Raw genomic sequence first — 23856 nt, 5'->3', positions numbered from 1 at the left:
CCATTTGCGCCTACTTCTTGTTGCCGGGAACCGGAGATTCTCCGGTGGGCATATGGGTAGACTGCATGATCGTGGGGCATTTCCTCAAATGGATCAACACGGCCAAGGCTTCAGAGCGGGCAGCCGCTGCCAATGCTTTGGCCAGAGCCTATATTTCAAGCGACATGCCTTTCGAGGACCGATGCGCGGCTGAAGCCGCACTTACTTTGCTTCTGGACGATCCGTCCGCGAAAGTGCGCCTTGCCATCGCCGAGCCTCTTTCGATGAGCCGTGCGGCTCCCATCCAGATCATAAACGCATTGGCCTGCGACCAGCCGGAGGTCGCCGGCGTCATTCTCATGCGCTCGCCGCTGTTGACCGATTCCGATCTCGTTGATCGCGTCGCGTCCGGCCATGCGGCCATCCAGCAATTGATCGCGGATCGTCCGCAGGTTTCTATGGGCGTAGCGGCAGCCATTGCTGAAGTCGGAGAGCCGGAAGCCTGCGCGACGTTGGTTCGCAACAGCGGTGCGACCATTGCCTCATTGAGCTTTCGCCGCATGGCCGAGCGCCACGGCCATCTGCCACAGGTTCGCGAGGCGTTGATCGCCGATAGGCGGCTGCCATCCGATTGCCGCCATATGCTACTGGTGAAGCTTGGAGAGGCGTTGCGCCAATCTCCATTGGTTCAAGGGTTGATCGGCTATGCCCGCGCCGAAAAACTCACGCGCGATGCCTGCGTAAAGGCCTCGCTGACCCTGATCGAAGGCACGCCATCGGTCGAACACGCCGCCCTGATCGAGCATATGCGCCTCCGCGGCGATCTGACATCAGGTTTCATCATTCGCATGGTCGCGCATGGAAAGATCGACTTCTTCGGCTCGGCGCTTGTTGCGTTGACGGGGCAGAATGAAACGCGCGTCAATTCGATGTTGGCTGCGGGTAATGACATTGCGCTTGGCGCAATTTTCCGGAAAGCAGGGCTTTCGGAGACAATGCATCGGGTGCTGTTCTGCGCCCTGAAAGTGTGGCGCGAAGTCGCCAATGGCCGGCGTCAGGCCGGTGCACAGGAGGTTTCCTGGCTGATGCTCAAGGAACTGGGCGGGCAGAGTGCCGAAGGTGACCTCGCAACTCTGGTTAAATCCATCCACCTCGATGCGCTGCGCGCCAATGCGCGCGGGCATGCGCTGGCGATTGCTGCTGCTTAGGGAGTTGTCGGTTTAGAAACCACCTAAATATCCAGCTCTTCCGCAAACTCGGCGCGTTCCTGGATGAAGCGGAAGCGGGCGTCGGCTTTGGTGCCCATGAGGGCATCGACGGCGCTCTTGGTGCCGTCCTCATCGACCAGAACCTCGACACGCAGCAGCGTGCGCTTTTTCGGGTCCATCGTCGTTTCCTTAAGCTGATTGGCCATCATTTCGCCAAGGCCCTTGAACCGCCCGATTTCGACCTTGCCGCGCCCGGTGAACTCGGTCTTGATCAACTCGTCCTTGTGCGCATCATCGCGCGCGTAAAGCGTCTTGCCGCCCTGGCTGATGCGGTAGAGCGGCGGGACGGCCAGATAGAGATGTCCGGCGCTGACGAGTTGCGGCATTTCCTGATAGAAAAAGGTGATCAGCAGCGATGCGATATGTGCGCCGTCGACGTCGGCGTCGGTCATGATGATCACGCGGTCGTAGCGCAAATCCTCGTCGCGATATTTCGAGCGCGTGCCGCAGCCAAGCGCCTGAATGAGATCGGAAATCTGCTGGTTGGCCGTCAGCTTGTCGTGACCGGCGCTCGCGACATTGAGGATCTTGCCGCGCAATGGCAGCACCGCCTGCTTGGCGCGGTCGCGCGCCTGCTTGGCCGAGCCGCCAGCGGAGTCACCCTCGACGATGAAGAGTTCGGCACCGGCCGCGGCGTTCTGCGTACAATCGGCCAATTTGCCCGGCAGGCGCAGCTTGCGAACTGCCGTCTTGCGCGAGACTTCTTTTTCCTGCCTGCGGCGAACACGCTCATCTGCGCGTGCAATAACCCATTCCAGAAGTTTTGAGGCTTCCTGCGGATTGTCCGCCAGCCAATGATCGAACGGATCGCGGATCGCGGTTTCCACGATGCGCATGGCCTCGACTGTCGCCAGCCTGTCCTTGGTCTGGCCGACGAATTCCGGCTCACGAATGAAGACCGAAAGCATGCCCGCTGCCGAAATCATCACGTCTTCGCTGGTAACGATGGCCGCGCGCTTGTTGCCGGTCAGTTCGGCATAGGCTTTCAGGCCGCGCGTCAAAACGTTGCGGAAGCCTGCCTCATGCGTTCCGCCTTCACCGGTCGGGATGGTGTTGCAGTAGGAGTTGATAAAGCCGTCGCCACCAAACCAAGTGACGGCCCATTCTAGCGAGCCGTGGCCGCCTTGCTTGTCGCTCTTGCCTGCGAAGATTTCGCGCGTGACCTGAAAATCACCGCCGAGCGAGGCCGCGAGATAATCCTTCAGGCCGCCAGGGAAATGCAGTTCGGCCTTGGCCGGGGTCGGGTCCTTGTCTTTGATCAGCAAGGGATCACATGACCAGCGGATCTGAACGCCGCCGAACAGATAGGCTTTTGAGCGCGCCATGCGGTAAAGCCGCGCCGGTTCGAATTTCGCATCCTTGCCGAAAATCTGCTCGTCGGGGTGAAAGCGAACCGTGGTGCCGCGGCGATTATGCACGTCACCCAGATGTTCCAGCCCGCCCTGCGGGACGCCGCGCGAAAAGCGCTGGCGGTAAAGCTTGCGGCCGCGCGCCACTTCGACAACGAGATCGTCGGACAGTGCGTTGACCACAGAAACGCCGACGCCGTGCAGGCCGCCGGAAGTCTCATAGACTTTCGAATCGAATTTGCCGCCCGCATGCAGCGTGGTCATGATGACTTCGAGCGCCGACTTGTCCTTGAATTTGGGATGCTGATCGACCGGAATGCCACGGCCATTGTCGGTAACGCTCAAATATCCGTCAGCACTGAGTTCGACATCAATGAAGGTCGCATGGCCCGCGACGGCTTCGTCCATCGAGTTGTCGATGACTTCCGCGAACAGATGATGCAGCGCCTTTTCGTCGGTGCCGCCGATATACATGCCGGGGCGGCGGCGCACGGGTTCCAGACCTTCCAGAACCTCGATGTCTGCCGCGCTATAGCCGTCGCTGGCGTCCTTGATTGTTTCTTTGACCGCTGTCTTGCGCGCAGCCTGAACCAACGGATCTGCCGGGCGCGCGGTTGCTCGCGGTGCGGTGGTTTCCAGTTTGCCGAAAAGGTCGTTGCTGTCGTCCATGAATACCGTATGCCTGGTGGCTCGAATCACTTGCAGAATGTGCCATTTTTATAGCTGCCGGGCGACAATTGTTCCTGTTTTATTCAGGTCCGGCATGCGTCGTTCGAGGCGAACGGGGGCGTTATACCCGGTTTTCTTCCATATCCCACCGTCCCACGACCGCGAATATGGAAAGAGCGGCGGCTGGCAGCCACAACACCATCAGCCCGAATTGTGAATAAAGTGCTGCACCGCAGACGGCGCCTGTCACCAGTCCGCTCCACAAAAGCAGGTAAGGCGCCCATGCCCATTTGTCGCCGCCGGTCAGCGCTTGTGCTGCGCGCTGGGCGAATTTGACCAGCGCACCCGTCATATAGGTGACGCCGACCGAAACTTCGCCGTCACGCTGGAAAATCGTGTTCATGGCGCCCATCGCCATCGGGGTCAGCAGGATCGCGGGCGTCTGCAATCCGAGTTGGGCCAGAAGGGCGGAAAGCGCGAGCAGGGCGGCGATGCCGAAAAGCAAATTTCTGGTGCGGTTGCGCTTCATCTGCGCGCCCGCAATGCTGCCTGCCATAACGCCGATAACGAACAGCGCGATGATGAGCGCGGGCAGGGCCGCATCTCCAACGCGGTCGGCGATGCTCACGGCCATCCGCGTCGAGTTTCCCGTCATGAACGAGACGAAATAGCCGCCAAGGTGAATGAAGCCCAGCGCATCGACGAAGCCTGCCGTGAAGGCGAGGCCCGTCGCGGCAAGCTTCGTGTGGCGGGAAAGTTGCTTCATGCGGTGGTTATTCTGCCGCGCCCAGATACTCCGTTACCGGCGGGCACGAACAGACCAGATTGCGGTCGCCGCCGACATTATCGATGCGCGAGACGGGCGGCCAGTATTTCGAGGTCTGGTCGCCGTTTCCGGCAGGGAAAGTAGCTTCGCGGCGCGAATAGGGATGTTTCCACTCGTCGGCCAGCGCTTCTGCGGAGGTGTGGGGCGCGTTGACCAGCGGATTGTCGTCCTTCGGCCATTCACCCTTCGCAACGCGCTCGGCTTCCTCGGCGATCGAAATCATCGCTTCGCAGAAGCGGTCAATCTCGTGCTTTGGCTCGGATTCGGTCGGCTCGACCATCAACGTGCCAGCGACCGGCCAGGACATGGTAGGTGCATGGAAGCCATAATCGATAAGGCGCTTGGCGACATCCTCGACCGACACGCCAGCCTTTTCCTTCAAAACGCGCGTATCCAGAATGCACTCATGCGCGACGCGTCCGTTGCGGCCCTTGTAAAGAACCGGGAAATGCTTCGCGAGGCGGGTTGCGATGTAATTGGCGCTGAGGATTGCCGTTTCGGTTGCCTGCTTCAGGCCGTCCGCGCCCATCATGCGGATATACATCCATGTGATGGGCAGGATCGATGCACTGCCGAAAGGTGCAGCCGACACCGCATGGGCGCTGCCTTCGGCAACATGGCCGGGCAGATGCGGCTGAAGATGCGCCTTCACGCCGATCGGGCCAATGCCCGGACCACCGCCGCCATGCGGAATGCAGAATGTCTTGTGCAAATTCATGTGGCAGACATCGGCGCCGATTTCGCCCGGCTGCGCGAGGCCGACCAGCGCGTTGAGATTTGCGCCGTCGAGATAGACCTGCCCGCCATGCTGGTGGATCAGCGCGCAGATGTCGCGAATGCCTTCCTCGAACACGCCATGCGTGGACGGGTAGGTGATCATGAGCGCTGCGAGGTTTTCGGCATGCAATTCTGCCTTCGCGGTCAGATCGTCCATGTCGACATTGCCATCTTCCGTGCAGCGCACGACGACGACGCTCATGCCCGCCATGCTCGCACTTGCCGGATTGGTGCCGTGGGCTGAGGACGGGATCAGGCAGACGGTGCGATGATCGTCGCCGCGCGCCTTGTGGTAGCTTCGGATGGCGAGCAGTCCGGCATATTCGCCCTGACTTCCGGCGTTCGGCTGAAGCGAAACGGCGTCGAAGCCTGTGATTTCGGCGAGCCAGCCTTCAAGCTCATCGATCATCGCTCGATAACCTTGCGAATGCGCGCGCGGCGCAAACGGATGCAGCCCGGCGACTGTCGGCCAGCTTACCGGCATCATTTCGGCGGCGGCATTCAGCTTCATCGTGCAGGAGCCGAGCGGGATCATCGCGCGGTCGAGCGCCAGATCCTTGTCGGCAAGGCGACGCAGGAAGCGCATCATGTCCGTTTCGGAGCGGTTTTCGTGAAAAACGGGCTGAGTGAGGAAGGTTTTGCCGCGTTTTGTGGCTGAAATTTCGGCTTTTTCAGAAGGCTTTGCACCGAAAAGCGCAGCGATTTCGTCCAGATCGGCTTCCGTCGAGGTTTCGTCGAAGGTCACGCCGACATGCGTCTCATCGAGAACGCGAAGGAGGCGACCGGTGTTTTCAGCCTTGGCGGCGATGCCTTTCGCGTCGTTGGTTGCAATTGTAACCGTATCGAAGCGGGTGCCTTCGACGATTTCGACGCCTGCGGATTTCAGGCCAGCGGCGAGGCGCGAGGCGAGGGCTGCCGTTTGCTGTGCGATCGCCTGCAGGCCAGCGGGGCCGTGCCAGATCGCGTAGGAAACCGCCATATTGGCGAGCAGGGCCTGCGCGGTGCAGATGTTGGAGGTCGCCTTGTCGCGGCGGATGTGCTGTTCGCGAGTCTGAAGCGCGAGACGGTATCCGGGGCGGCCATGCGCGTCGGTGGACTGGCCGACGAGGCGACCGGGCATCAGGCGCGTGAGCTTGTCGGAGACGGCGCAATAAGCGGCGTGCGGTCCGCCATAACCCATCGGCACACCGAAGCGCTGCATGGAGCCAACTGCAATGTCGGCACCAAGATCGGCAGGCGCTTCGTTGATCGTCAACGCCAGCGGGTCGGCGATGAAAATGACGATGGCGCCAGCTTCCTTTGCCTTTGCGATCGCGGCTTTGTGGTCGCCGTAGACGCCATGCGTATCCGGCCAGGAGACGAGCAGGGCGGCGGTGTTTTCATCGATAATGTCGCCGTCGACATCTATGCCGAGCGGTTCGGCTCTGGTCTTCACGACATCGAGCGTCTGCGCATGCGGTATGCCTGCAAGTGCCACGCGGTTGCGCTTTTCGCGGTGATGACGGTAGGCGATGCCGACAGCCTCGGCGGCGGCGGTCGCTTCATCGAGAAGCGAGGCGGATGCGACCGGCAGGCCGGTCAATTCGGTCACAAGCGTCTGGAAATGGAACAGAAGTTCGAGGCGGCCCTGGCTGATTTCCGACTGGTAGGGCGTATAGGCCGTGTACCATGCGGGGTTTTCGAACAGGTTTCGCTGGATGACCGGCGGCACATGCGTTCCGTGGTAGCCCGCGCCGATGAAGCTTTTCAGAACGATGTTCCGGCTCATCGTGGCCGACAATTCGGCCAGCGCTTCGGCTTCGCTCGCAGCCTTGGGCAGATCGAGCGGGCGATCCAGACGGATCGACTTCGGCACGGCCTGCGAAATCAGTGTTTCGACGGAAGGAACGCCGATTGCGGCCAGCATTTCGCGCGTATCGATCTGGCGCGGCCCGATATGGCGTGCGGCGAAGGGGGATTGTGCAGTGGTCATCATCCTGCCTTTCAGTATCAGCCGATAAGGGCTTTGTAGCCGGCTTCGTCGAGCAGGCCTTCAAGCTGGGTCTCATTGGCGAGCTTCATTTTCCAGAGCCAGCCATCGCTCGTGGCAGCGGAATTCACCAGAGCCGGATCGGAACTGAGGGTTTGGTTCGCTTCCACGATCTCGCCATCGACCGGCGCATAAACGTCGGATGCGGCCTTCACGGATTCAACGACAACGGCGACTTCGCCCTTCTTGACAGCCTTGCCGCCCTCGGGAAGCTCGACGAATACGAGATCGCCAAGCTGTTCCTGCGCATAGTCGGTAATGCCGACGGTCGCGATGCCGTTCTCGACGCGAAGCCACTCATGATCGTCTGTGAAATAGGTCTTGGTCATAAAAATCATCCTTTGCGATAGCGATGCTGCGTGAAGGGAAGAGTGTGAATCTCGACGGGGATTTTCGTGCCCCGAACGTCTGCGAAGAGTTGTGTGCCGATTTGCGCCAGCGAGGCCGAAACGTAGCCCATCGCGACAGGGAAACCGGCCGAAGGCCCGAAGCCGCCTGATGTGACGCGACCTGCGGCATTGCCCGCTTCATCGAAGAGGGCAGCACCGGCGCGAACCGGCTGCCTTCCCGCGGGTTTCAGGCCGACGCGCTTTTCCGTTGCGCCATGTTCGAGTTTCTTGCGCAGCGCATCGGCGCCGACGAACTCACCATTCGCGCGCAAATCCTTTGAGATTGCCCACATCAAGGCGGCATCAACCGGGTTGGTTTCTTCGGTGATGTCCTGACCATGGAGGCAAAGACCAGCTTCCAGCCGCAAACTGTCGCGGGCGGCAAGGCCAATCCACATGACGCGATCGTCCGCAAGCAGTTTGGCCGCGAGGTCGCGCGCATCCGCTTCCGGCAGACCGATCTCAAAACCGTCTTCGCCGGTGTAGCCCGAACGGCTCAGGAACCAGTTTTCGCGCGGTTCTATGCCGTGCATGAAAAGAAGCGAGCCGGTATCCACGCCCGCGCTGGAAAGTGCGGTTGCGGCGTCTGGTCCTTGAATTGCAAGGAATACGCGGTCGAGCGCTTCAATTTTGCAATCGAAGCCTTCTGCGATCTTGCGAAGATGCGCCTCGTCCTTTGCAGCGTTTCCGGCGTTCGCGACGACCATGAAACGCTCGTCGCCAAGGCGCGTTACGATCAGATCGTCGATGATGCCTGCGTCGTCATTCAGAAAGAATGTGTATTTCGATTGGGAGGCCGCAAGCGCTGTTGCATCTAGCGGGCAGGCCTTGGCGAGGAGAGCGGCAGCGTCTTTTCCGGAAACCACGAAGAGACGCATATGCGAAATGTCGAACAAGCCCGCATGTTTGCGCGTGTGTTCGTGTTCTTTCATCACGCCTGCAGGATAGGTCAGCGGCATGGACCAGCCTGCAAATGCGCCGAAGCGCGCGCCAGCCGATTTGTGAAGATCGTCGAGAGGAAGAGTTTTGGTATCGCCCGTCATGTCAGCTCCAGAGTCGCACGCATCCAGCCGCTATTCGCAGCAAATTCGTGCCCCTCTGTCTGAAGCCTGAGAGACTCGCACAGCCGGAACCCTGTCGGCCATACTTACACCTTCGGCGCGGAGCGTGAGCCCCGACTTTCCAGAGTGCCTTTCCGTTTACGGTTCTTTTGCCTGAGAGATTTCGGGCGATTTCCCCTTCGGCGGCAGCTCTTCGCTGCTCTCTCCCGCAAACAGTAGAGCCTCTTTCAAGGCTCCCGGCGAGTCATAGCTAGCTCAAGCTTCACGCTTTGTCACGTCCCGCAATATGCGAGACGCGAGCAATCCACGTCTAAGTAGGGGCTAATTCGTGGAAAGCTTATCCATGTCGTGCTGCAGGCGGGTGATGAGCTGGCCGGTTTCTGCATGAAGCAGTTTCAGGCGGTCGAGCTGTGCGCCGACGGATTCGATCATTTCGCTTTCGTCTTCCGGCTCGACGGGGCCGGTGCCCACACCGTGAAGCACCCAGGAGACGCTGACATTCAGCATGCCCGAAAGCATGTTCATCCGGTGCGCGCCGGGCTGGGAACGATCGCTTTCCCAAGCATGAATGGTTGAGAGTTTGACGCCAAGTCGCCAGGCGACTTCTTTTACGGTCAATCCGCTCGCTTCGCGAGCGCGTGAAATACGTCCGCCTGTCGTATCAAGATCAGGCGTTTCTTCGTAAATATTCGTGGTGTCGGACACCCGATGGACCCCCATCTTTTATCTCGAGAAATCTGCCGCCAGGAGCGGCGACAGCTTTCGCGGAGGATAGGGATGCTACCGGCTATGACAAGGTATTTTTGGCATTATCGTGTAAAGTCTTGTATTTAAGAGAAAATCTTACATCGAAAATTGCCGGTTCCGGGTGATCTAGCCAAGCCGTTCGGCATGCCAGCGCAGATGATCTTCCATGAAGGTCGAGATGAAGAAATAGGAGTGGTCGTAGCCTTCCTGCATGCGTAGCGTGAGCGGGATTCCAGCTTGTTTGCAGGCCTCCTCCAGAAGCCACGGGCGCAAGCCATCTTCAAGAAAGCCGTCGCTTTTGCCCTGATCGACCAGAAACCCATTGAAGCGCTTGCCGTCCTCGATGAGTGCGACCGTATCGTGAGCGCGCCATGACTGCTCATCCGTACCAAGATATTTCTCGAATGCGGGTTTCGACCATCCGGCGACCATCGGGTGCGTGATCGGCGCAAAGGCGGAGCATGCCTTGAAGCGATCCGGGTTTTTCAGGGCGATGGTCAGCGCACCGTGACCGCCCATCGAATGGCCGAAAATCGACTGGCGGGTCATATCAGCCGGGAATTCGCTGGCGATCAGCGCGGGTAGTTCCTCGGTGATGTAGGAATACATGCGGTAGTTCTTTGCGAACGGCGCTTCCGTCGCATCCAAATAGAAGCCGGCACCTGAGCCGAACTGCCAATTGTCTTTTTCATCCGCCACGCCTTCGCCTCTGGGGCTTGTATCGGGACAGACGATGATCAGGCCGAGTTCGGCGGCGATCTTTCGATATTCGCCCTTGTCCATGACGTTCTGGTGCGTGCAGGTGAGGCCCGAAAGATACCAGACCACCGGGCAGGGACCATCCTTGGCCTGCGGCGGCACGAAAACCGCGAAAGTCATGTCGCAGGCGCAGGCATCCGATGCGTGCGAATAGACGCCTTGCGTGCCGCCATGCGCTTTTGCGGTGGAAACGGTTTTCATGAATATTCCTAGCTTGCGAGTGAAACCACCAGATTGACGGCGGCCGCGACAATCACAGTGTTGAAGAAAAACGACAGGACCGAATGGACCATCGTCGCGATGCGCATCTGGGTGGTGCTGATGTTGGTGTCGGCGGTCTGCGCGGTCATGCCGATGACAAGTGAATAATAGAGAAAATCCCAGCCGACTGGCTTTTCCGTTTCAGGAAACAGAAGCCCGCCTACGGGTTTGCGGCTGTGCGTGGGCAAAAAATTGTCGTCACCGGTCCAGTAAAGATGCGCGTAATGAAGTGCCGCCATCGTGTGGATCGTGAACCAGCCGAGCGGCAGGGACAGCATGGAGAAGGCCAGCCCGATCGGATGCGGCGCATCTTTCGCGTTCATCAGCAGGAACAGCGAGCCGACGGCTACGCATATGATGACAAAGGTCACGAGAAAGATGATCCCGATCGGCTCGTCGGCATCCTGCGCGGATTTGCTTAGATATTCGGATGTGAAGGCGGGCATGCGGCGAAGCACCAGCGCGATATAGACGATGAAGAACGAATTCGCGCCGATTGCGTAGGCCAGCGGCTGCTTGAAGAGCAAGGCCGCAGCCAGAACGATGATGCCCAACACTACGGCGGCGTAGAATGCAAAATGGCGAAGTTGGTAGATATTCATCCAGCCGATGCCTTTGCCCGTCGAGCTGCCTGATCGAGCGCGCTCAAAAAACGCGAGCGATCCTGCGGCGTGAAGCCTGCATTGTAGCCTTTTATCTCGCCGGTTTCGCGCAGATGCTGCTTGAGATCGCGCATTGCGAGCGCAAGTCCGATGGATTCGGGCGTAAACGGCCTGCCGGTCGGGCCGATGACATGCGCGCCAAGCTCGACCGCGCGTGCGGCAAGCGGAATGTCGGCGGTTATGACAATGTCGTTCGCTTGGGCATTTTCGACGATCCAGTCGTCTGCGGCATCGGCGCTTTTCGACACGACGACGTGGCGGACCATCGGATCGCGGGAAGGGCGCAAGCCTCCATTCGAGACGAAGGTGACAACGAGGCCGAGACGTTCTGCAATCTTCTCGGCCTCGGCCTTCACCGGGCAGGCATCGGCATCGACATAGATGATCGGGGCCGGCACCGCGTTCACCTTAGTAGACGACGACGCTGCGGATGCTTTCGCCTGCATGCATCAGGTCGAAGCCCTTGTTGATGTCTTCGAGCGGCAGGATGTGCGTGATCATCGGGTCGATCTGGATCTTGCCTTCCATGTACCACTCAACGATTTTCGGGACGTCGGTGCGGCCGCGCGCGCCACCGAATGCGGTGCCTCTCCACGAGCGGCCCGTGACGAGCTGGAATGGACGCGTCGAGATTTCCTGACCGGCACCTGCGACGCCGATGACGATGCTCTCGCCCCAGCCGCGATGAGAAGATTCAAGGGCTTGGCGCATGACTTTCACGTTGCCCGTGCAATCGAACGTATAGTCCGCGCCGCCAATCGTGTCGCCATTGCGCTTTGTCAGGTTGACCAGATAAGGCACGATGTCGCCGTCGACTTCCTTCGGATTGACGAAATGCGTCATGCCGAATTTCTCGCCCCAGGCCTTGCGGTCATTGTTGATGTCGACGCCGATAATCATGTCGGCACCGGCAAGGCGCAGGCCCTGCAGCACGTTCAGCCCGATGCCGCCGAGGCCGAAGACGATGGCCGTCGAGCCGATCTCGACCTTTGCCGTGTTGATGACTGCACCGATGCCGGTGGTGACGCCGCAGCCGATGTAGCAAATCTTGTCGAAAGGCGCGTCGGGATTGACCTTGGCCAGCGCGATTTCGGGCAGGACCGTGTGGTTCGCGAAGGTCGAACAGCCCATGTAATGGAAAATCTTGTCCTTGCCGATGGAGAAGCGGCTGGTGCCATCCGGCATAAGGCCCTGGCCCTGCGTCGCACGGATGGAGGTGCAAAGATTGGTCTTGCGCGACAAGCAGGAATAGCACTCGCGGCATTCCGGCGTGTAAAGCGGGATGACGTGGTCGCCCTTCTTCAGGGACGTCACGCCTTTGCCGACATCGACAACGACGCCCGCACCCTCATGACCGAGAATGGCCGGAAAGATACCTTCCGGGTCGGCGCCCGATAGAGTGAATTCGTCGGTGTGGCAAATGCCGGTCGCCTTGATCTCGACCAGAACCTCGCCTTCGCGCGGGCCGTCGAGATCGACTTCCATGATTTCGAGCGGTTTTCCGGCTCCTATGGCAACGGCGGCGCGGGTTTTCATGCATTTCTCCTGAGGTATTCCGATTCGCGGCCAAAGTTTCAGGTTTTGCTTGGCCGATCAACACCGAAAAGCGGCATTTTCGTCCGGCTTTCGTGCTGAACTTTGGTCTGGGCAACGACCCGTGCACTTGACCGCCATAGCCAAGCACATAGAAAGATAGCCGCTTCGGAGGAATGCCCCTTTATGTTCAAGAAAATCCTTATCGCCAATCGCGGTGAAATCGCCTGCCGTGTCATCAAGACGGCGCGTCGCATGGGTATCGCGACGGTTGCGGTCTATTCCGACGCCGACCGCGACGCGGTTCATGTCGAAATGGCAGATGAGGCGGTGCATATCGGCCCGTCGCCCGCCGCGCAAAGCTATCTGCTTCCCGAAAAGATCATCGAGGCCTGCAAGCAGACGGGGGCGGAAGCGGTGCATCCGGGCTACGGCTTCCTGTCCGAACGCGCATCTTTCTGTGAGGCTTTGGAAGCGGAAGGCATCGTTTTCATCGGACCGAAGCCGAAGGCCATAAAGGCCATGGGCGACAAGATCGAATCCAAGAAATTCGCAAACGCCGCCAAAGTCAGCACCGTTCCGGGCCATCTCGGCATCATCGAGGATGCGGAGCAGGCGGAAAAAATCGCCTCCGAAATCGGCTACCCGGTGATGATCAAGGCGTCCGCCGGTGGCGGCGGCAAGGGCATGCGCATTGCCTGGAGCGAGGCGGAAGTGCGCGACGGTTTCGACCGCGCTCGCTCGGAAGCCAAAAGCTCCTTCGGCGATGACCGCGTTTTCGTCGAGAAATTCGTGGTCGATCCGCGCCATATCGAGATTCAGGTGCTGGCCGACGCGCATGGCAATTGCATCTATCTGGGCGAACGCGAATGCTCCATCCAGCGCCGCAACCAGAAGGTCGTCGAGGAAGCACCGTCGCCATTTCTCGATGAAGCGACGCGCAAGGCAATGGGCGAACAGTCGGTCGCGCTGGCCAAGGCGGTGGACTATCAAAGTGCCGGAACGGTCGAATTCATCGTTGATAAGGACCGCAATTTCTACTTCCTCGAAATGAACACGCGTCTGCAGGTCGAGCATCCGGTGACGGAACTCATTACCGGTGTCGATCTGGTCGAGCAGATGATCCGTGTTGCTGCGGGCGAGAAGCTGGCCATTCAGCAAAAGGACGTGAAGCTCAACGGCTGGGCTGTCGAAAGCCGCCTTTACGCCGAGGATCCCTATCGCAACTTCCTGCCTTCGATCGGCAGGTTGACACGCTACCGCCCGCCGGAAGAAGGAAAGTACGGCAAGAGTATCATCCGCAATGATACCGGCGTCACCGAAGGCGCGGAAATCTCGATGTTCTACGACCCGATGCTCGCCAAGCTGTGCACATGGGCACCGACCCGTATCGAGGCAATCGATGCCATGGCGGACGCGCTGGATAATTTCATTGTCGATGGTATCGAGCACAATATTCCGTTTCTTTCGGCGCTCATGCAGCATCCACGCTGGCGCGATGGAAATATCTCGACGGCGTTCATCGCGGAAGAATTCCCGGATGGCTTTGCGCCGATCGTGCCGGATGACGAGCAGAAGGCGACGCTCGCCGCAATCGCGACCTCCGTCGAATTGTTGCGGCGCGACCGGCTGGACCGCCTGACAGGCAGACTCGCGCCGCATTCCGGCGAACTCAAGCCCGACTGGGTGGTGCGCATTGCCGACGACTATCTCGATGTCGCAATCGTCGATGGGATGATTTCGATGCCGATGGAACTCGATCTTTCGATCGCCGGTTCTGCTGCTCTGTCGGTCGCGTCCGATTGGCGTTTGGGCGATGCCATCTGGATCGGGCAGGTCGGCGACACCGAAGTTTCGGCGCAGCTTCGCCCCGTCCCGAACGGACTGCGTATCGACTGGAAGGGATTGTCAGTCGTCACCCGCACGATGCTGCCGCGCACCGCCGAACTCGAGCGCCTGATGCCGGTGAAATTGCCGCCGGATACGTCGAAGCTTCTGCTTTGCCCGATGCCAGGGCTGGTCGTTTCGGTTGCTGTCATCGAAGGGCAGGAAGTGAAAGCGGGCGAGACGCTTGCCGTCGTCGAAGCGATGAAAATGGAAAACGTGCTTCGCGCCGACCGCGATCTGACGGTCGAGAAGATCAACGCCAAGCAGGGTGATAGCCTTGCCGTCGATGCGGTGATCATGGAGTTCGCATAAGCGGCATTCCCTGTAGAGAAGTTTATTGATGCTGGACCCCGGTGGCGGGTTGCGTGACAATGGAAGCCTCCCGACTCGAAGGACGGTTGCAAATATCCAATGGCGAATGACAGGCCCCCGCGCGACCCGCTGATGCGCGAAGCCATGAATGGCATTACAAAGAAGCCGGCGCAGAAAATTGCTGTGCGGCCGTTCATCCATCTGCGTGTGCATTCGGCCTATTCGCTTCTCGAAGGGGCGCTGCAACTTGGCAAGGTCGTCGGTTATGCGGTGAAGAATTCGTCGCCTGCGATCGCTGTTACGGACACGAACAATCTGTTCGGCGCGCTGGAATTTGCGCAAAAAGCCTCGAAAGACGGTATCCAGCCGATCATCGGCTGCCAGATGGCATTTGCCTTCGGTGAACAGGTGACCAGCGCGCGCGACCACCGCCAGACGATCCCGCTCAATCCGATCGTGCTTCTGGCGGCGAACGAGGTCGGCTATGCCAATCTCGTCCGGCTGGTCAGCCGGGCCTATCTCGACGGTACGCCGGGCGATCCGGTGCATGTCACGGCACAGATGGTCGAGCAGCTTTCTGAAGGGCTGATCTGTCTCACCGGCGGGCCTCTCGGACCGATAGGTTCAGCGCTGAAAAGCGGCCATACTGAGCTTGCCGAAAGCCGATTGCTCGCACTGAAAGAAATGTTCGGCGACCGGCTTTATGTCGAAATCGAACGTTTGGGCGGCTATGACAAAATGGTCGAGGCGGCAACCATCGATCTGGCCTATCGGCATGAATTGCCGCTGGTCGCGACCAACGAGGCGTTCTTCCAGAGCCGTGACGATTACGAGGCGCATGACGCACTGATTGCGATTGCCGAAGGTTCGGTGGTCGCGCAGGACGACCGCAGGCGGCTGAGCCCCGACAATCATCTGAAGACCAGCGCGGACATGTCTTCGCTGTTCGCGGACATTCCCGAAGCGCTCGACAATACGGTCGAGATCGCCATGCGCTGCTCCTACTATCCGAAAAATCGCGGGCCTATCCTTCCGCGTTTCACCGGCGGCGACATTGCGGATGCTGACGCGGCGGTGAAGGCGGAGGCCGAGGAACTGGCGCGGCAGGCGCATGTGGGCCTCGAAGCGCGCATTGCCGATTATGGATTGTCGCCGGGTTTCACGGCAGAGCAATATCGCGAGCGGCTGGATTTCGAACTCGGCGTCATCGAGCGGATGAAATATCCGGGCTACTTCCTGATCGTTGCGGACTTCATCAAATGGGCCAAGGCGCAAGGCATTCCGGTCGGGCCGGGCCGCGGTTCGGGTGCCGGTTCGCTGGTCGCTTACTCGACCACGATCACCGATATCGACCCGCTTCGATATTCGCTGCTGTTCGAGCGCTTCCTGAACCCAGACCGCGTGTCGATGCCCGATTTCGACATCGATTTCTGTCAGGATCGTCGTGACGAAGTCATTCGTTACGTTCAGGAAAAATACGGTCGCGATCAGGTCGCGCAGATCATCACCTTCGGTACGCTGCAGGCGCGCGCCGTGCTGCGAGACGTCGGCCGCGTGCTGCAAATGCCTTACGGGCAGGTCGACCGCCTCTGCAAAATGGTGCCCGCGAACCCGGCCAATCCAGTGACATTGGCGCAGGCAATCGAGGGCGAGCCGCGCTTTGCAGAGGAGGCCGAGCGCGAGCCGATCGTGCAGACGCTGCTCGATATGGCGCAGAAGCTCGAAGGGCTTTACCGCCACGCATCGACCCACGCCGCGGGCATCGTCATCGGCGACAGGCCGCTTTCCGAACTGGTGCCGATGTACCGCGATCCGCGTTCGGACATGCCGGTTACGCAGTTCAACATGAAGAAGGTAGAGGATGCGGGCCTCGTAAAGTTCGACTTTCTCGGCCTGAAAACGCTGACGGTTCTGGAAACCGCCGTGAAGCTGATCCGGCGGCGCGGCATCGAGATCGATCTTGCGCATATCCCGATCGACGATCAGCCGACTTACGCGATGCTTTCGCGCGGCGAGACGGTCGGCATATTCCAGGTGGAAAGTGCGGGCATGCGCAAGGCGCTGATCGGCATGAAACCCGATCGTATCGAGGACATTATTGCGCTGGTCGCGCTCTATCGACCCGGCCCGATGGAGAACATTCCGACCTACAATGCGCGCAAGCATGGCGAGGAGGAACTGGCGTCGATCCACCCCAAGATCGACCATCTGGTGAAGGAGACGCAGGGCGTCATCGTCTATCAGGAACAGGTGATGCAGATCGCGCAGGAGCTTGCCGGGTACTCGCTCGGCGAAGCAGATTTGCTGCGCCGCGCCATGGGCAAGAAGATCCGCGCGGAGATGGACAAGCAGCGCGAGCGCTTCGTTTCGGGCGCGGTCGAAAAGGGCGTTTCGAAGCCGCAGGCGGATTTCATTTTCGACCTGCTGGCAAAGTTTGCCGACTACGGCTTCAACAAGTCGCACGCCGCAGCCTATGCCGTGGTTTCATACCAGACTGCCTATCTCAAGGCGCATTATCCGGTGGAATTCCTCGCGGCCTCGATGACGCTCGATATGTCGAACACCGAAAAGCTCAGCGATTTCCGTCAGGATGCGATGCGGCTTGGCATCGATGTCGTTCCGCCGTCGATCATGACGTCCTACAGCGATTTCGAAGTAGCGGAAAACCGCATCTTCTACGCGCTTTCGGCCATCAAGGGCGTCGGCGAGGCGGCGGTGCAGCACATTGTCGACCGCCGTGCCGACAAGCCCTTTGCCAGCCTTGCCGATTTCTGCGAGCGGGTCGATCCGCGGGTCGTCGGCAAACGGGTTCTGGAAAGCCTGATCATGGCGGGCGCATTCGACAATTTCGGCCATGATCGCGCATCGATGATGGCGGGTGTCGAGCGCATGATGGGGCTTGCAGCCCTTGCGCAGCAGAATGCCACGTCCGGCCAGTCGGATATTTTCGGCGCGTCGCTCGGCGCGCAGTCGCAGGCGCTGAACCTGCCATTTGCAGACCCGTGGCTGTCTGCCGAGCGGCTGCAACGTGAATTTCAGGTCGTCGGCTTCTATCTGTCGGCGCACCCGCTGGATGAATACAAGACGACGCTCGAAAAGATGCGCGTGCAGAACTGGGCCGAGTTTTCGGCGGCAGTGAAAAAGGGCGCGACTGCTGGTCGCCTCGCCGGAACAGTGACGACCAGGCAGGAGCGCAAGACGCGCACCGGTAACAAGATGGGCATCGTGCAGTTTTCCGATGTCAGCGGGCAATATGAGGCCGTGCTGTTTTCCGAAGGGCTCGCGCAATATCGCGATTTTCTCGAGCCTGGCCGCTCGCTGGTTATCACGGTTGCGGCGGAAGACCGGCCTGAAGGCGTCAATCTGCGCATCCAGACGGTGCATTCGCTGGAAGACGAAGCGAGCCGCGTGCAGAAGGCGCTGCGCATCTATCTGCGCGACCCAAGCCCGCTCGGAACGCTTGCCGGGCAATTGTCGACCAAGGGCGAGGGGCAGGTGAGCTTCGTGCTCATCAAGGACAATGCGCAGGGCGAGGTCGAGATCGAGCTTCCCGAACGCTACCGCATCTCGCCGCAGATTGCCTCGGCAATGCGGGCTGTGCCCGGAGTGGTTGAGGTGGAGCTGGTTTAGGGATTCCGAGAGCGGTTCCTGTGTTGATGGAATCGCGAGGCACCCCCTCTGCCCTGCCGGGCATCTCCCCCTCAAGGGGGGAGATTGGATGACATCACTCTCTCCGCCTGCATTCTGCGACGTCAAAAATTGATGCAGCGCGTTCGTGACGGAGTAATCTCCCCCCTTGAGGGGGAGATGCCCGGCAGGGCAGAGGGGGGTGATGTCCCGCCAGCGTTTCTATTAAAAATGCAGTCTTCTAAATCCCGCTGCCAGCTTGCTCAGCCGGCTTCTGCGTGATCGTTGCAATAAACCGGATTGTCCTCGGGTTTTTTGGCGTCGAGAACAGCTCCTGCGCGTTGCCTTTCTCGACAACTGCGCCGCCATCCAGAAACACGGCTTCCTGCGCGACCTTCGATGCCAGCCGCAGATCATGCGTGGCGATCACCATCGTCGTACCTTCACGGGCAAGCTGCGCCAGAACTTCCACGACTTCGCCCGACAATTCCGGGTCGAGCGCGGAGGTTGGTTCGTCGCACAGCAGCACTTTTGGAGCAGGGGCGAGTGCGCGCGCAATTGCGACGCGCTGTTGCTGGCCGCCTGAAAGTGTCGCTGGCCATGCGTCCGCCTTCTGGGCAAGGCCGACCTTTTCGAGCAGCTCCAGCGCGCGCTTACGGGCTTTTTCCTTCGGCCATTTCAGGACGGTGATCAGCCCTTCCATGACGTTTTCGACGGCCGTGCGGTGCGGGAAAAGCTGGAAGCTCTGGAAGACCATGCCGGTCTGGCGGCGAAGTCTCTGGATCGAAGCCCAGCCGACTGCCTTGCCGGGTTCGAAATCAAGCGCTTCCTGCCCGATCTGCAACCGGCCGGCAGTCGGGATTTCAAGCAGATTGATGCAGCGCAGAAGCGTGCTCTTGCCACCGCCCGAAGGCCCGACAAGGGCGGTCACGCTGCCTTCCGCGAAGCTCAAATTCACGTTTTTGAAGACGGTGTTGTCGCCAAAAGTCTTTTCGATATTGGTGAGTTCGATCATGCCCGCGCCTCCATGAAGCCGCCATAGCGGTCGAGCCGCTTTTCAAGTCGTGACTGAAGAGCAGACAGAACCGAGCTGATGGCAAGATAGATGAGTGCGGCTTCGATGTAGAGGATCAGCGGTTCGTAAGTGGTGGCGACGATGCGCTGGGCCGATTGAAACAGCTCCGGCACGGTGATGGCAGCGGCGAGCGAGGTATCCTTGACCAGCGAAATGAAGGTGTTGGATAGCGGCGGCACGGCCACGCGTGCTGCCTGCGGCAGGATTGTGCGGCGCATCGTCTGGCCCCACGACATGCCGATCGAAAACGACGCTTCCCACTGACCCTTGGCGACTGACGAAATGGCCGCGCGAATGATCTCGGACGTGTAGGCACCGACATTCAGCGTGAAGCCGATAAGGGCTGCGGTGAACGCATCCAGCACGATGCCGACGCTGGGCAGGCCGTAGAAGATCAGGAAGAGCTGAACCAGAAGCGGCGTGCCTCTGATGATCCAGACATAAAAGCGGATGATTGCCGCGAACGGCCACGCTGCGAAAAGTCTGACGAGCGCTGCCAGAAGTCCGACCGACAAGCCCAGCACGAAAGACAGAAGCGTCAGCGGTATCGTGAAAACAAGACCGGCCCACAAAAGCGGGCCGAGCGAGTCGAGCATGAGTTGTAGCCAATGGGGCATTGCAGGGCCTTCCGCTGAACTGTTGTTATGTGTTTAGCGACTGGTTGCGCGGGCGGCAAGAAACCGCCCGCATGCCTGCTCCGTTACTTTGAGACGTCCTGACCGAAATATTTGTCGGAAATCTTCTGGTAGGTGCCGTCGTCCTTGATCGACTTCAGTGCATCGTTGATAGCCGCCAGAAGCTCCGGCTCGCCCTTGCGGATGATGACGCCCGAATAGTCCGCGTCAGGCTGCTCGGCGGCAATCTTCACGGGCGCATCCGGCTTGTGCTTCTTGAAATCGAGGAAGGATAGGCTGTCATTTATGGTCGCGTCAGCGCGGCGGTTGAGGACGAGCTGGATCGACTGGTCGAAACCGTCGGTGCCGACGAGTTCGGCACCTGCTGCCTCGGCGATCTTGCCGAAATTGCTGCTCAGCGACTGTGCGGATTTCTTGCCCTTGAGATCAGCGAAATCCTTGACGCTGTCATCGTCGCTGCGCACGATAAGCACCGCTTTCGAGGCAATATACGGCTCGGAGAAATCATATTTCTGCTTGCGCGCTTCGGTGATGCCGACCTGATTGATGACGGCGTCGTAACGCTTGGCATCGAGACCGGCGATCAGGCCGTCCCATTTGCCTTCGAGGAATTCGGCCTTCACGCCAAGACGCTCTGCGATCGCCTCGCCGATTTCAACGTCGAAACCGACCAGCTTGCCGCTGCCATCATGATAGGTGAAGGGCGCGTAGGTGCCTTCGGTGCCGATCTTCAGCGCGCCGGCGGCTTTGATGTCATTGAGGTTTTCGCCTGCATGGGCGGGCATTGCGACGAGCGCTGCCTGAAGTGCGCCAGCAATGAAAAGCGATTTTAGCCAGGTCATGATGTTCGTTCCGTTCGTGGTTTCGCGGCGATGTGCCGTTTGTCCGCAAATTAGGATTCACATCGGCCTTCAACAAGAGGAAGGACGCGGAGATTTTTCAACCTTTGAGAATTTCATATCGATTATTCTGCATATCGTAGAAAATTATCTCTGTGAATCTCGCTGATGCCTGAATCTCAGAAAATATGTTCCGGTTTTCGACGTCAATCTTCGGTTTCCTGTTCCGGATGTGCATTGCGGCCACGCCCGAATGTATAGCCTGTTTCGACCGCGGCTCGACCGAATTTACCGCGAAGCGCGTCCATTGCGCCCTCAGCCAGCGCGCGCTTGCGCGACTGAACATCGACGAGATCAGGCGGATCGGCGCGGTCATCGTCGGAAAGATCGCTGACGCCGATGCCGAGCAGGCGGTACTTCGTCCCGTCGAGTTCTTTTTCGAGCATTTGCAGGCCGGTCAGGAAAATCCGGTCGGCAAGCCGCGTCGAGCTGCCGAGCGCGCGATTGCGTGTCCTGATCTTGAAGTCACGCGTTTTGAGCTTGAGAACCACCGTCCGCCCGGCGATGCCGGATTTTTTCAGACGCGCTGAGACTTTTTCCGACAGCGCGCGCAGGATCGGCACCAATTCCTCAGATGTTGCCAGATCGCTGTTGAAGGTCGTCTCCGCCGACACGCTTTTCGCATCGTGGTCCGGCTGGACGCGGCGTTCGTCCATTCCGCGCGAGAGATAATAAAGGCGGTCGCCCATCGTGCCGTAGCGGCGCATCAGATCGTTGCGCTCCATGCGCTGTAACTGGCTGATCATGCGAATGCCGTCGCGCTCGAGCGTTCCCGCGAACGCTTTGCCGACGCCCCAGATGAGCGTGACGGGCTGCTGGCCGAGAAATTCAACGGCTTCTGTCTGACCAATGACAGAAAAGCCGCGGGGTTTTCGAAAATCGGAAGCGATTTTTGCCAGAAATTTGCAATAGGAGAGCCCGGCCGAGACGGTAATGCCGATTTCCTGTTCCACCTGACGTGCAAATCGCGCCAGCACCAGTGCCGGAGGCAGGCCGTGAAGCCGCTCCGTGCCGGCAAGGTCGAGAAATGCCTCGTCGATGGAAATCGGCTCGACCAGCGGCGTCAGCGCCTGCATCATTGCGCGTACTTCGCGCCCGACTGCGACGTATTTTTCCATGTTCGGCTTGATGACGACCGCTTCGGGGCACGCTTCCAGCGCCTTGAACATGGGCATGGCCGAGCGCACGCCATTGATGCGGGCGATGTAGCAGGCGGTCGAAACCACACCGCGCTTGCCGCCGCCGATGATGACGGGGCGGTCCTTCAGTTCGGGATTGTCGCGCTTTTCGACGGCTGCATAAAAGGCGTCGCAGTCGATATGGGCGATGTGAAGGTCGTAGAGTTCGGCATGTCGCGTGATCCTCGGACTGCCGCAGGAATCGCAACGCCGCGCGTCGCTGCGCTGGAAGCGCAGGCAGTCGCGGCAAAAGCCATGGTTTGGATCATTTTGGGCTGATGTGGCCATAGCTGCGAACGGATGATGAACATCGCGACATTACAGCATCAGCGCATGAAATAGAAAGCGGATTCGGCGTGTTTCAGAGCCCGAGTGAAGCCGCAATCTTCGGTGTCGCATCGCGCCAGTTTGCCAGCATGATGATGTCGTCGGGCAGGGGCGGGAGAACCGGGCGCAATTCCTCGAACGCCATCATGTGAAACAGATGTGCATCCGACAGATTGGCACGTGCCGAAACCAGATTGTGCGGCGTGTCGTCGACGAATGCGATCGGCCTTTTCGTCTTGCCGCGAAGCGCACGCAATGCTGGCCCCTTGGCCCTTTCGGTGGTCAAAAGCGGATAATGGAAGCCAAGGCGGTCCAGATGGGCACGTCGCGTCTCGCGGTGCCGGTGCGGCATGGCGGTCAACAACACGATCTCGGCGCCGCGGGCGATTTCGGCAATCGAATCGGCAGCATCTTCGAGCTGCTCCTGCCACTCGGCCTGCACGACAAAGAAGTCGTGTATCAGTTCGGATACGCGTTCGCTTTCCACTGCCTTTGTGGTGCCCAGTTCGACGATGTTGCCATCCAGACGGAAGGTATCGGTTTTCAGTTCGAGATTCTGAGAATTCAGAAAACCCATCAGCGGGCGTACGAATTCCAGCACGACTTCATCTACATCGAGAACGAGAAGCGGGCGGGTGTCCTGCGCCAGTTCGGCGATCTGGCGGGCTGTTTCGGGATCTTCGCTCATTATGCTTCCAGATAGCTGTCGTCGTCGCCAAGCGGCAGGGCTTTCACGCTGGCGGCGATGGTTTCAGGGGCGATTCCCGATTCTTGCGAAAAGCGCATCAGGGTAGGCTCGTGCGCGACGATGAATTGCATGACGCCTGCAAGGAAACCCGGCTCGCTTGCGGCCGCGCGAATGGCGTTCGCCTCGATGCCGGTCATCGACAGGAAGCGCGGCAGCAATTCCGGGTCGGAAGCAATGAAGGCCAGCGCGCTTACCGCTATTGTTTCGGCGTTTTCCGGCGTTAAGCTCTGTCTGTTCATCGGCGGCAATCCAGCGGCAATCTACTCCTGAACTAGACAGTTGCTGGAAAGACTGCAAGCCGAACTGAAACCAAAGAGAACATATGACGGAATCAAACGATCCGGTTTCCGTTTCGTCAATGTTCTTGCGTTAGTGTCGTCATCGGGTTTGATGTCCTTATCGGGGCATGCGGCGATGGCGGCCAAGACTATCTGGCAGCCGGGATGAGAATTCAGATGACAAAAAAAGTTATGATCGTCGAAGACAATGAGCTGAACATGAAGCTCTTTCGCGACCTGATCGAGGCCAGCGGCTATGAAACCGTGCGCACGCGCAACGGTCTTGAAGCGCTTGAACTGGCGCGCACGCACCGGCCCGACCTGATCCTGATGGACATTCAGCTCCCGGAGGTTTCCGGGCTCGAAGTGACCAAATGGCTCAAGGAAGACGACGATCTTCACGTCATTCCGGTCATTGCAGTCACGGCGTTCGCCATGAAGGGCGACGAGGAACGTATCCGTCAGGGCGGCTGCGAGGCCTATATCTCGAAGCCGATTTCGGTTCCGCGTTTCATCGAAACGATCAAATCCTATCTGGGCGACGCGTAATGCCGGCCCGCGGGGAAAAACGGAGTTCGAGC

20 protein-coding genes and 1 riboswitch are annotated in these 23856 nt (G+C 59.5%); of the genes, 4 read left to right on the top strand and 16 right to left on the bottom strand.

Annotated features, from left to right (window positions below):
* Positions 1 to 65 precede the first annotated feature (65 nt).
* Positions 66 to 1187, top strand: coding sequence for a DUF2336 domain-containing protein (locus tag ABFT80_RS16430; protein WP_347973162.1), 1122 nt, complete (start codon positions 66 to 68; stop codon positions 1185 to 1187).
* Positions 1188 to 1210: 23 nt separating this feature from the next.
* Here ABFT80_RS16430 and parE read toward each other — a convergent pair whose 3' ends face one another.
* From parE to ABFT80_RS16380, 10 genes are all read right to left on the bottom strand, one after another.
* Complete coding sequence (gene parE, locus ABFT80_RS16425) at positions 1211 to 3265, bottom strand: DNA topoisomerase IV subunit B (RefSeq protein ID WP_347973002.1); 2055 nt, start codon at positions 3263 to 3265, stop codon at positions 1211 to 1213.
* A gap of 121 nt (positions 3266 to 3386) precedes the next feature.
* Complete coding sequence (locus ABFT80_RS16420) at positions 3387 to 4031, bottom strand: YoaK family protein (protein WP_347973001.1); 645 nt, start codon at positions 4029 to 4031, stop codon at positions 3387 to 3389.
* 7 nt (positions 4032 to 4038) lie between these two features.
* Entirely contained in the window at positions 4039 to 6843 is a 2805-nt protein-coding gene (gene gcvP / locus ABFT80_RS16415; protein WP_347973000.1) for an aminomethyl-transferring glycine dehydrogenase, read from the bottom strand.
* A gap of 14 nt (positions 6844 to 6857) precedes the next feature.
* On the bottom strand, positions 6858 to 7226 hold the full coding sequence (gene gcvH, locus ABFT80_RS16410) for a glycine cleavage system protein GcvH (protein ID WP_347972999.1): 369 nt from the start codon (positions 7224 to 7226) through the stop codon (positions 6858 to 6860).
* Between the two features lie 5 nt (positions 7227 to 7231).
* Entirely contained in the window at positions 7232 to 8329 is a 1098-nt protein-coding gene (gcvT, locus tag ABFT80_RS16405) for a glycine cleavage system aminomethyltransferase GcvT (RefSeq protein ID WP_347972998.1), read from the bottom strand.
* Positions 8330 to 8478: 149 nt separating this feature from the next.
* A riboswitch (glycine riboswitch) is annotated at positions 8479 to 8566 on the bottom strand.
* A 102-nt stretch (positions 8567 to 8668) separates the two neighbouring features.
* Positions 8669 to 9052: a helix-turn-helix domain-containing protein gene (locus ABFT80_RS16400; RefSeq protein ID WP_347972997.1), complete on the bottom strand. Its 384-nt coding sequence runs from the start codon at positions 9050 to 9052 to the stop codon at positions 8669 to 8671.
* A 168-nt stretch (positions 9053 to 9220) separates the two neighbouring features.
* Positions 9221 to 10054, bottom strand: coding sequence for an S-formylglutathione hydrolase (gene fghA, locus ABFT80_RS16395; RefSeq protein WP_347972996.1), 834 nt, complete (start codon positions 10052 to 10054; stop codon positions 9221 to 9223).
* 8 nt (positions 10055 to 10062) lie between these two features.
* On the bottom strand, positions 10063 to 10716 hold the full coding sequence (locus tag ABFT80_RS16390; RefSeq protein WP_347972995.1) for a DUF1345 domain-containing protein: 654 nt from the start codon (positions 10714 to 10716) through the stop codon (positions 10063 to 10065).
* On the bottom strand, positions 10713 to 11174 hold the full coding sequence (locus tag ABFT80_RS16385; RefSeq protein WP_347972994.1) for a YaiI/YqxD family protein: 462 nt from the start codon (positions 11172 to 11174) through the stop codon (positions 10713 to 10715). Before ABFT80_RS16385 ends, ABFT80_RS16390 begins: the two co-directional genes overlap by 4 nt.
* 10 nt (positions 11175 to 11184) lie before the next feature.
* Complete coding sequence (locus tag ABFT80_RS16380; protein WP_347972993.1) at positions 11185 to 12312, bottom strand: S-(hydroxymethyl)glutathione dehydrogenase/class III alcohol dehydrogenase; 1128 nt, start codon at positions 12310 to 12312, stop codon at positions 11185 to 11187.
* A gap of 183 nt (positions 12313 to 12495) precedes the next feature.
* On the opposite strand from ABFT80_RS16380, the gene ABFT80_RS16375 reads away from it, so the two are divergent.
* Positions 12496 to 14508: an acetyl/propionyl/methylcrotonyl-CoA carboxylase subunit alpha gene (locus ABFT80_RS16375; protein WP_347972992.1), complete on the top strand. Its 2013-nt coding sequence runs from the start codon at positions 12496 to 12498 to the stop codon at positions 14506 to 14508.
* 144 nt (positions 14509 to 14652) lie between these two features.
* Positions 14653 to 18138 carry a DNA polymerase III subunit alpha gene (dnaE, locus tag ABFT80_RS16370; protein WP_347973161.1) on the top strand — a complete coding sequence of 1162 codons (3486 nt, stop codon included), beginning with the start codon at positions 14653 to 14655 and terminating at the stop codon, positions 18136 to 18138.
* Positions 18139 to 18376: 238 nt separating this feature from the next.
* On the opposite strand, the gene ABFT80_RS16365 is transcribed toward dnaE, so the two are convergent.
* From ABFT80_RS16365 to ABFT80_RS16340, 6 genes are all read right to left on the bottom strand, one after another.
* Positions 18377 to 19150 carry an amino acid ABC transporter ATP-binding protein gene (locus ABFT80_RS16365; protein WP_347972991.1) on the bottom strand — a complete coding sequence of 258 codons (774 nt, stop codon included), beginning with the start codon at positions 19148 to 19150 and terminating at the stop codon, positions 18377 to 18379.
* Positions 19147 to 19827 (bottom strand): ABC transporter permease subunit, encoded by a 681-nt coding sequence (locus tag ABFT80_RS16360; protein ID WP_347972990.1) that lies wholly within the window; start codon positions 19825 to 19827, stop codon positions 19147 to 19149. The genes ABFT80_RS16365 and ABFT80_RS16360 overlap by 4 nt, the downstream gene beginning before the upstream one ends.
* An 83-nt stretch (positions 19828 to 19910) precedes the next feature.
* Positions 19911 to 20687, bottom strand: coding sequence for an amino acid ABC transporter substrate-binding protein (locus ABFT80_RS16355; RefSeq protein ID WP_347972989.1), 777 nt, complete (start codon positions 20685 to 20687; stop codon positions 19911 to 19913).
* A 203-nt stretch (positions 20688 to 20890) separates the two neighbouring features.
* Positions 20891 to 22210, bottom strand: a complete 1320-nt coding sequence (locus tag ABFT80_RS16350; protein WP_347972988.1) for a DNA polymerase IV — start codon at positions 22208 to 22210, stop codon at positions 20891 to 20893.
* A gap of 73 nt (positions 22211 to 22283) precedes the next feature.
* A complete protein-coding gene (locus ABFT80_RS16345) occupies positions 22284 to 22937 on the bottom strand; it encodes a hypothetical protein (protein WP_347972987.1) in 654 nt (217 codons plus the stop codon).
* Complete coding sequence (locus tag ABFT80_RS16340) at positions 22937 to 23236, bottom strand: DUF3572 domain-containing protein (protein WP_347972986.1); 300 nt, start codon at positions 23234 to 23236, stop codon at positions 22937 to 22939. The genes ABFT80_RS16345 and ABFT80_RS16340 overlap by 1 nt, the downstream gene beginning before the upstream one ends.
* 231 nt (positions 23237 to 23467) lie before the next feature.
* On the opposite strand from ABFT80_RS16340, the gene ABFT80_RS16335 reads away from it, so the two are divergent.
* Positions 23468 to 23824, top strand: a complete 357-nt coding sequence (locus ABFT80_RS16335) for a response regulator (RefSeq protein ID WP_082549745.1) — start codon at positions 23468 to 23470, stop codon at positions 23822 to 23824.
* Positions 23825 to 23856 lie beyond the last annotated feature (32 nt).

It is taken from the genome of Foliimonas ilicis (assembly GCF_039939195.1).
Taxonomy (GTDB): Bacteria; Pseudomonadota; Alphaproteobacteria; order Rhizobiales; family Rhizobiaceae; genus Foliimonas; species Foliimonas ilicis.
The sequence above is the reverse complement of the archived record's forward strand: the minus strand, read 5'-3'. Positions and strand labels throughout refer to the sequence as shown.

Coding starts and splice junctions, on each gene's coding strand:
- ABFT80_RS16340 (WP_347972986.1), bottom strand. CDS start 23,236: ATGAACAGACAGAGCTTAACGCCGGAAAACGCCGAAACAATAGCGGTA.
- ABFT80_RS16350 (WP_347972988.1), bottom strand. CDS start 22,210: ATGGCCACATCAGCCCAAAATGATCCAAACCATGGCTTTTGCCGCGAC.
- ABFT80_RS16365 (WP_347972991.1), bottom strand. CDS start 19,150: ATGATCGAACTCACCAATATCGAAAAGACTTTTGGCGACAACACCGTC.
- ABFT80_RS16380 (WP_347972993.1), bottom strand. CDS start 12,312: ATGAAAACCCGCGCCGCCGTTGCCATAGGAGCCGGAAAACCGCTCGAA.
- gcvP (WP_347973000.1), bottom strand. CDS start 6,843: ATGATGACCACTGCACAATCCCCCTTCGCCGCACGCCATATCGGGCCG.
- ABFT80_RS16430 (WP_347973162.1), top strand. CDS start 66: ATGATCGTGGGGCATTTCCTCAAATGGATCAACACGGCCAAGGCTTCA.
- ABFT80_RS16335 (WP_082549745.1), top strand. CDS start 23,468: ATGATCGTCGAAGACAATGAGCTGAACATGAAGCTCTTTCGCGACCTG.
- gcvT (WP_347972998.1), bottom strand. CDS start 8,329: ATGACGGGCGATACCAAAACTCTTCCTCTCGACGATCTTCACAAATCG.
- ABFT80_RS16390 (WP_347972995.1), bottom strand. CDS start 10,716: ATGAATATCTACCAACTTCGCCATTTTGCATTCTACGCCGCCGTAGTG.
- ABFT80_RS16345 (WP_347972987.1), bottom strand. CDS start 22,937: ATGAGCGAAGATCCCGAAACAGCCCGCCAGATCGCCGAACTGGCGCAG.
- parE (WP_347973002.1), bottom strand. CDS start 3,265: ATGGACGACAGCAACGACCTTTTCGGCAAACTGGAAACCACCGCACCG.
- ABFT80_RS16375 (WP_347972992.1), top strand. CDS start 12,496: ATGTTCAAGAAAATCCTTATCGCCAATCGCGGTGAAATCGCCTGCCGT.
- fghA (WP_347972996.1), bottom strand. CDS start 10,054: ATGAAAACCGTTTCCACCGCAAAAGCGCATGGCGGCACGCAAGGCGTC.
- ABFT80_RS16355 (WP_347972989.1), bottom strand. CDS start 20,687: ATGACCTGGCTAAAATCGCTTTTCATTGCTGGCGCACTTCAGGCAGCG.
- dnaE (WP_347973161.1), top strand. CDS start 14,653: ATGAATGGCATTACAAAGAAGCCGGCGCAGAAAATTGCTGTGCGGCCG.
- gcvH (WP_347972999.1), bottom strand. CDS start 7,226: ATGACCAAGACCTATTTCACAGACGATCATGAGTGGCTTCGCGTCGAG.
- ABFT80_RS16420 (WP_347973001.1), bottom strand. CDS start 4,031: ATGAAGCAACTTTCCCGCCACACGAAGCTTGCCGCGACGGGCCTCGCC.
- ABFT80_RS16360 (WP_347972990.1), bottom strand. CDS start 19,827: ATGCCCCATTGGCTACAACTCATGCTCGACTCGCTCGGCCCGCTTTTG.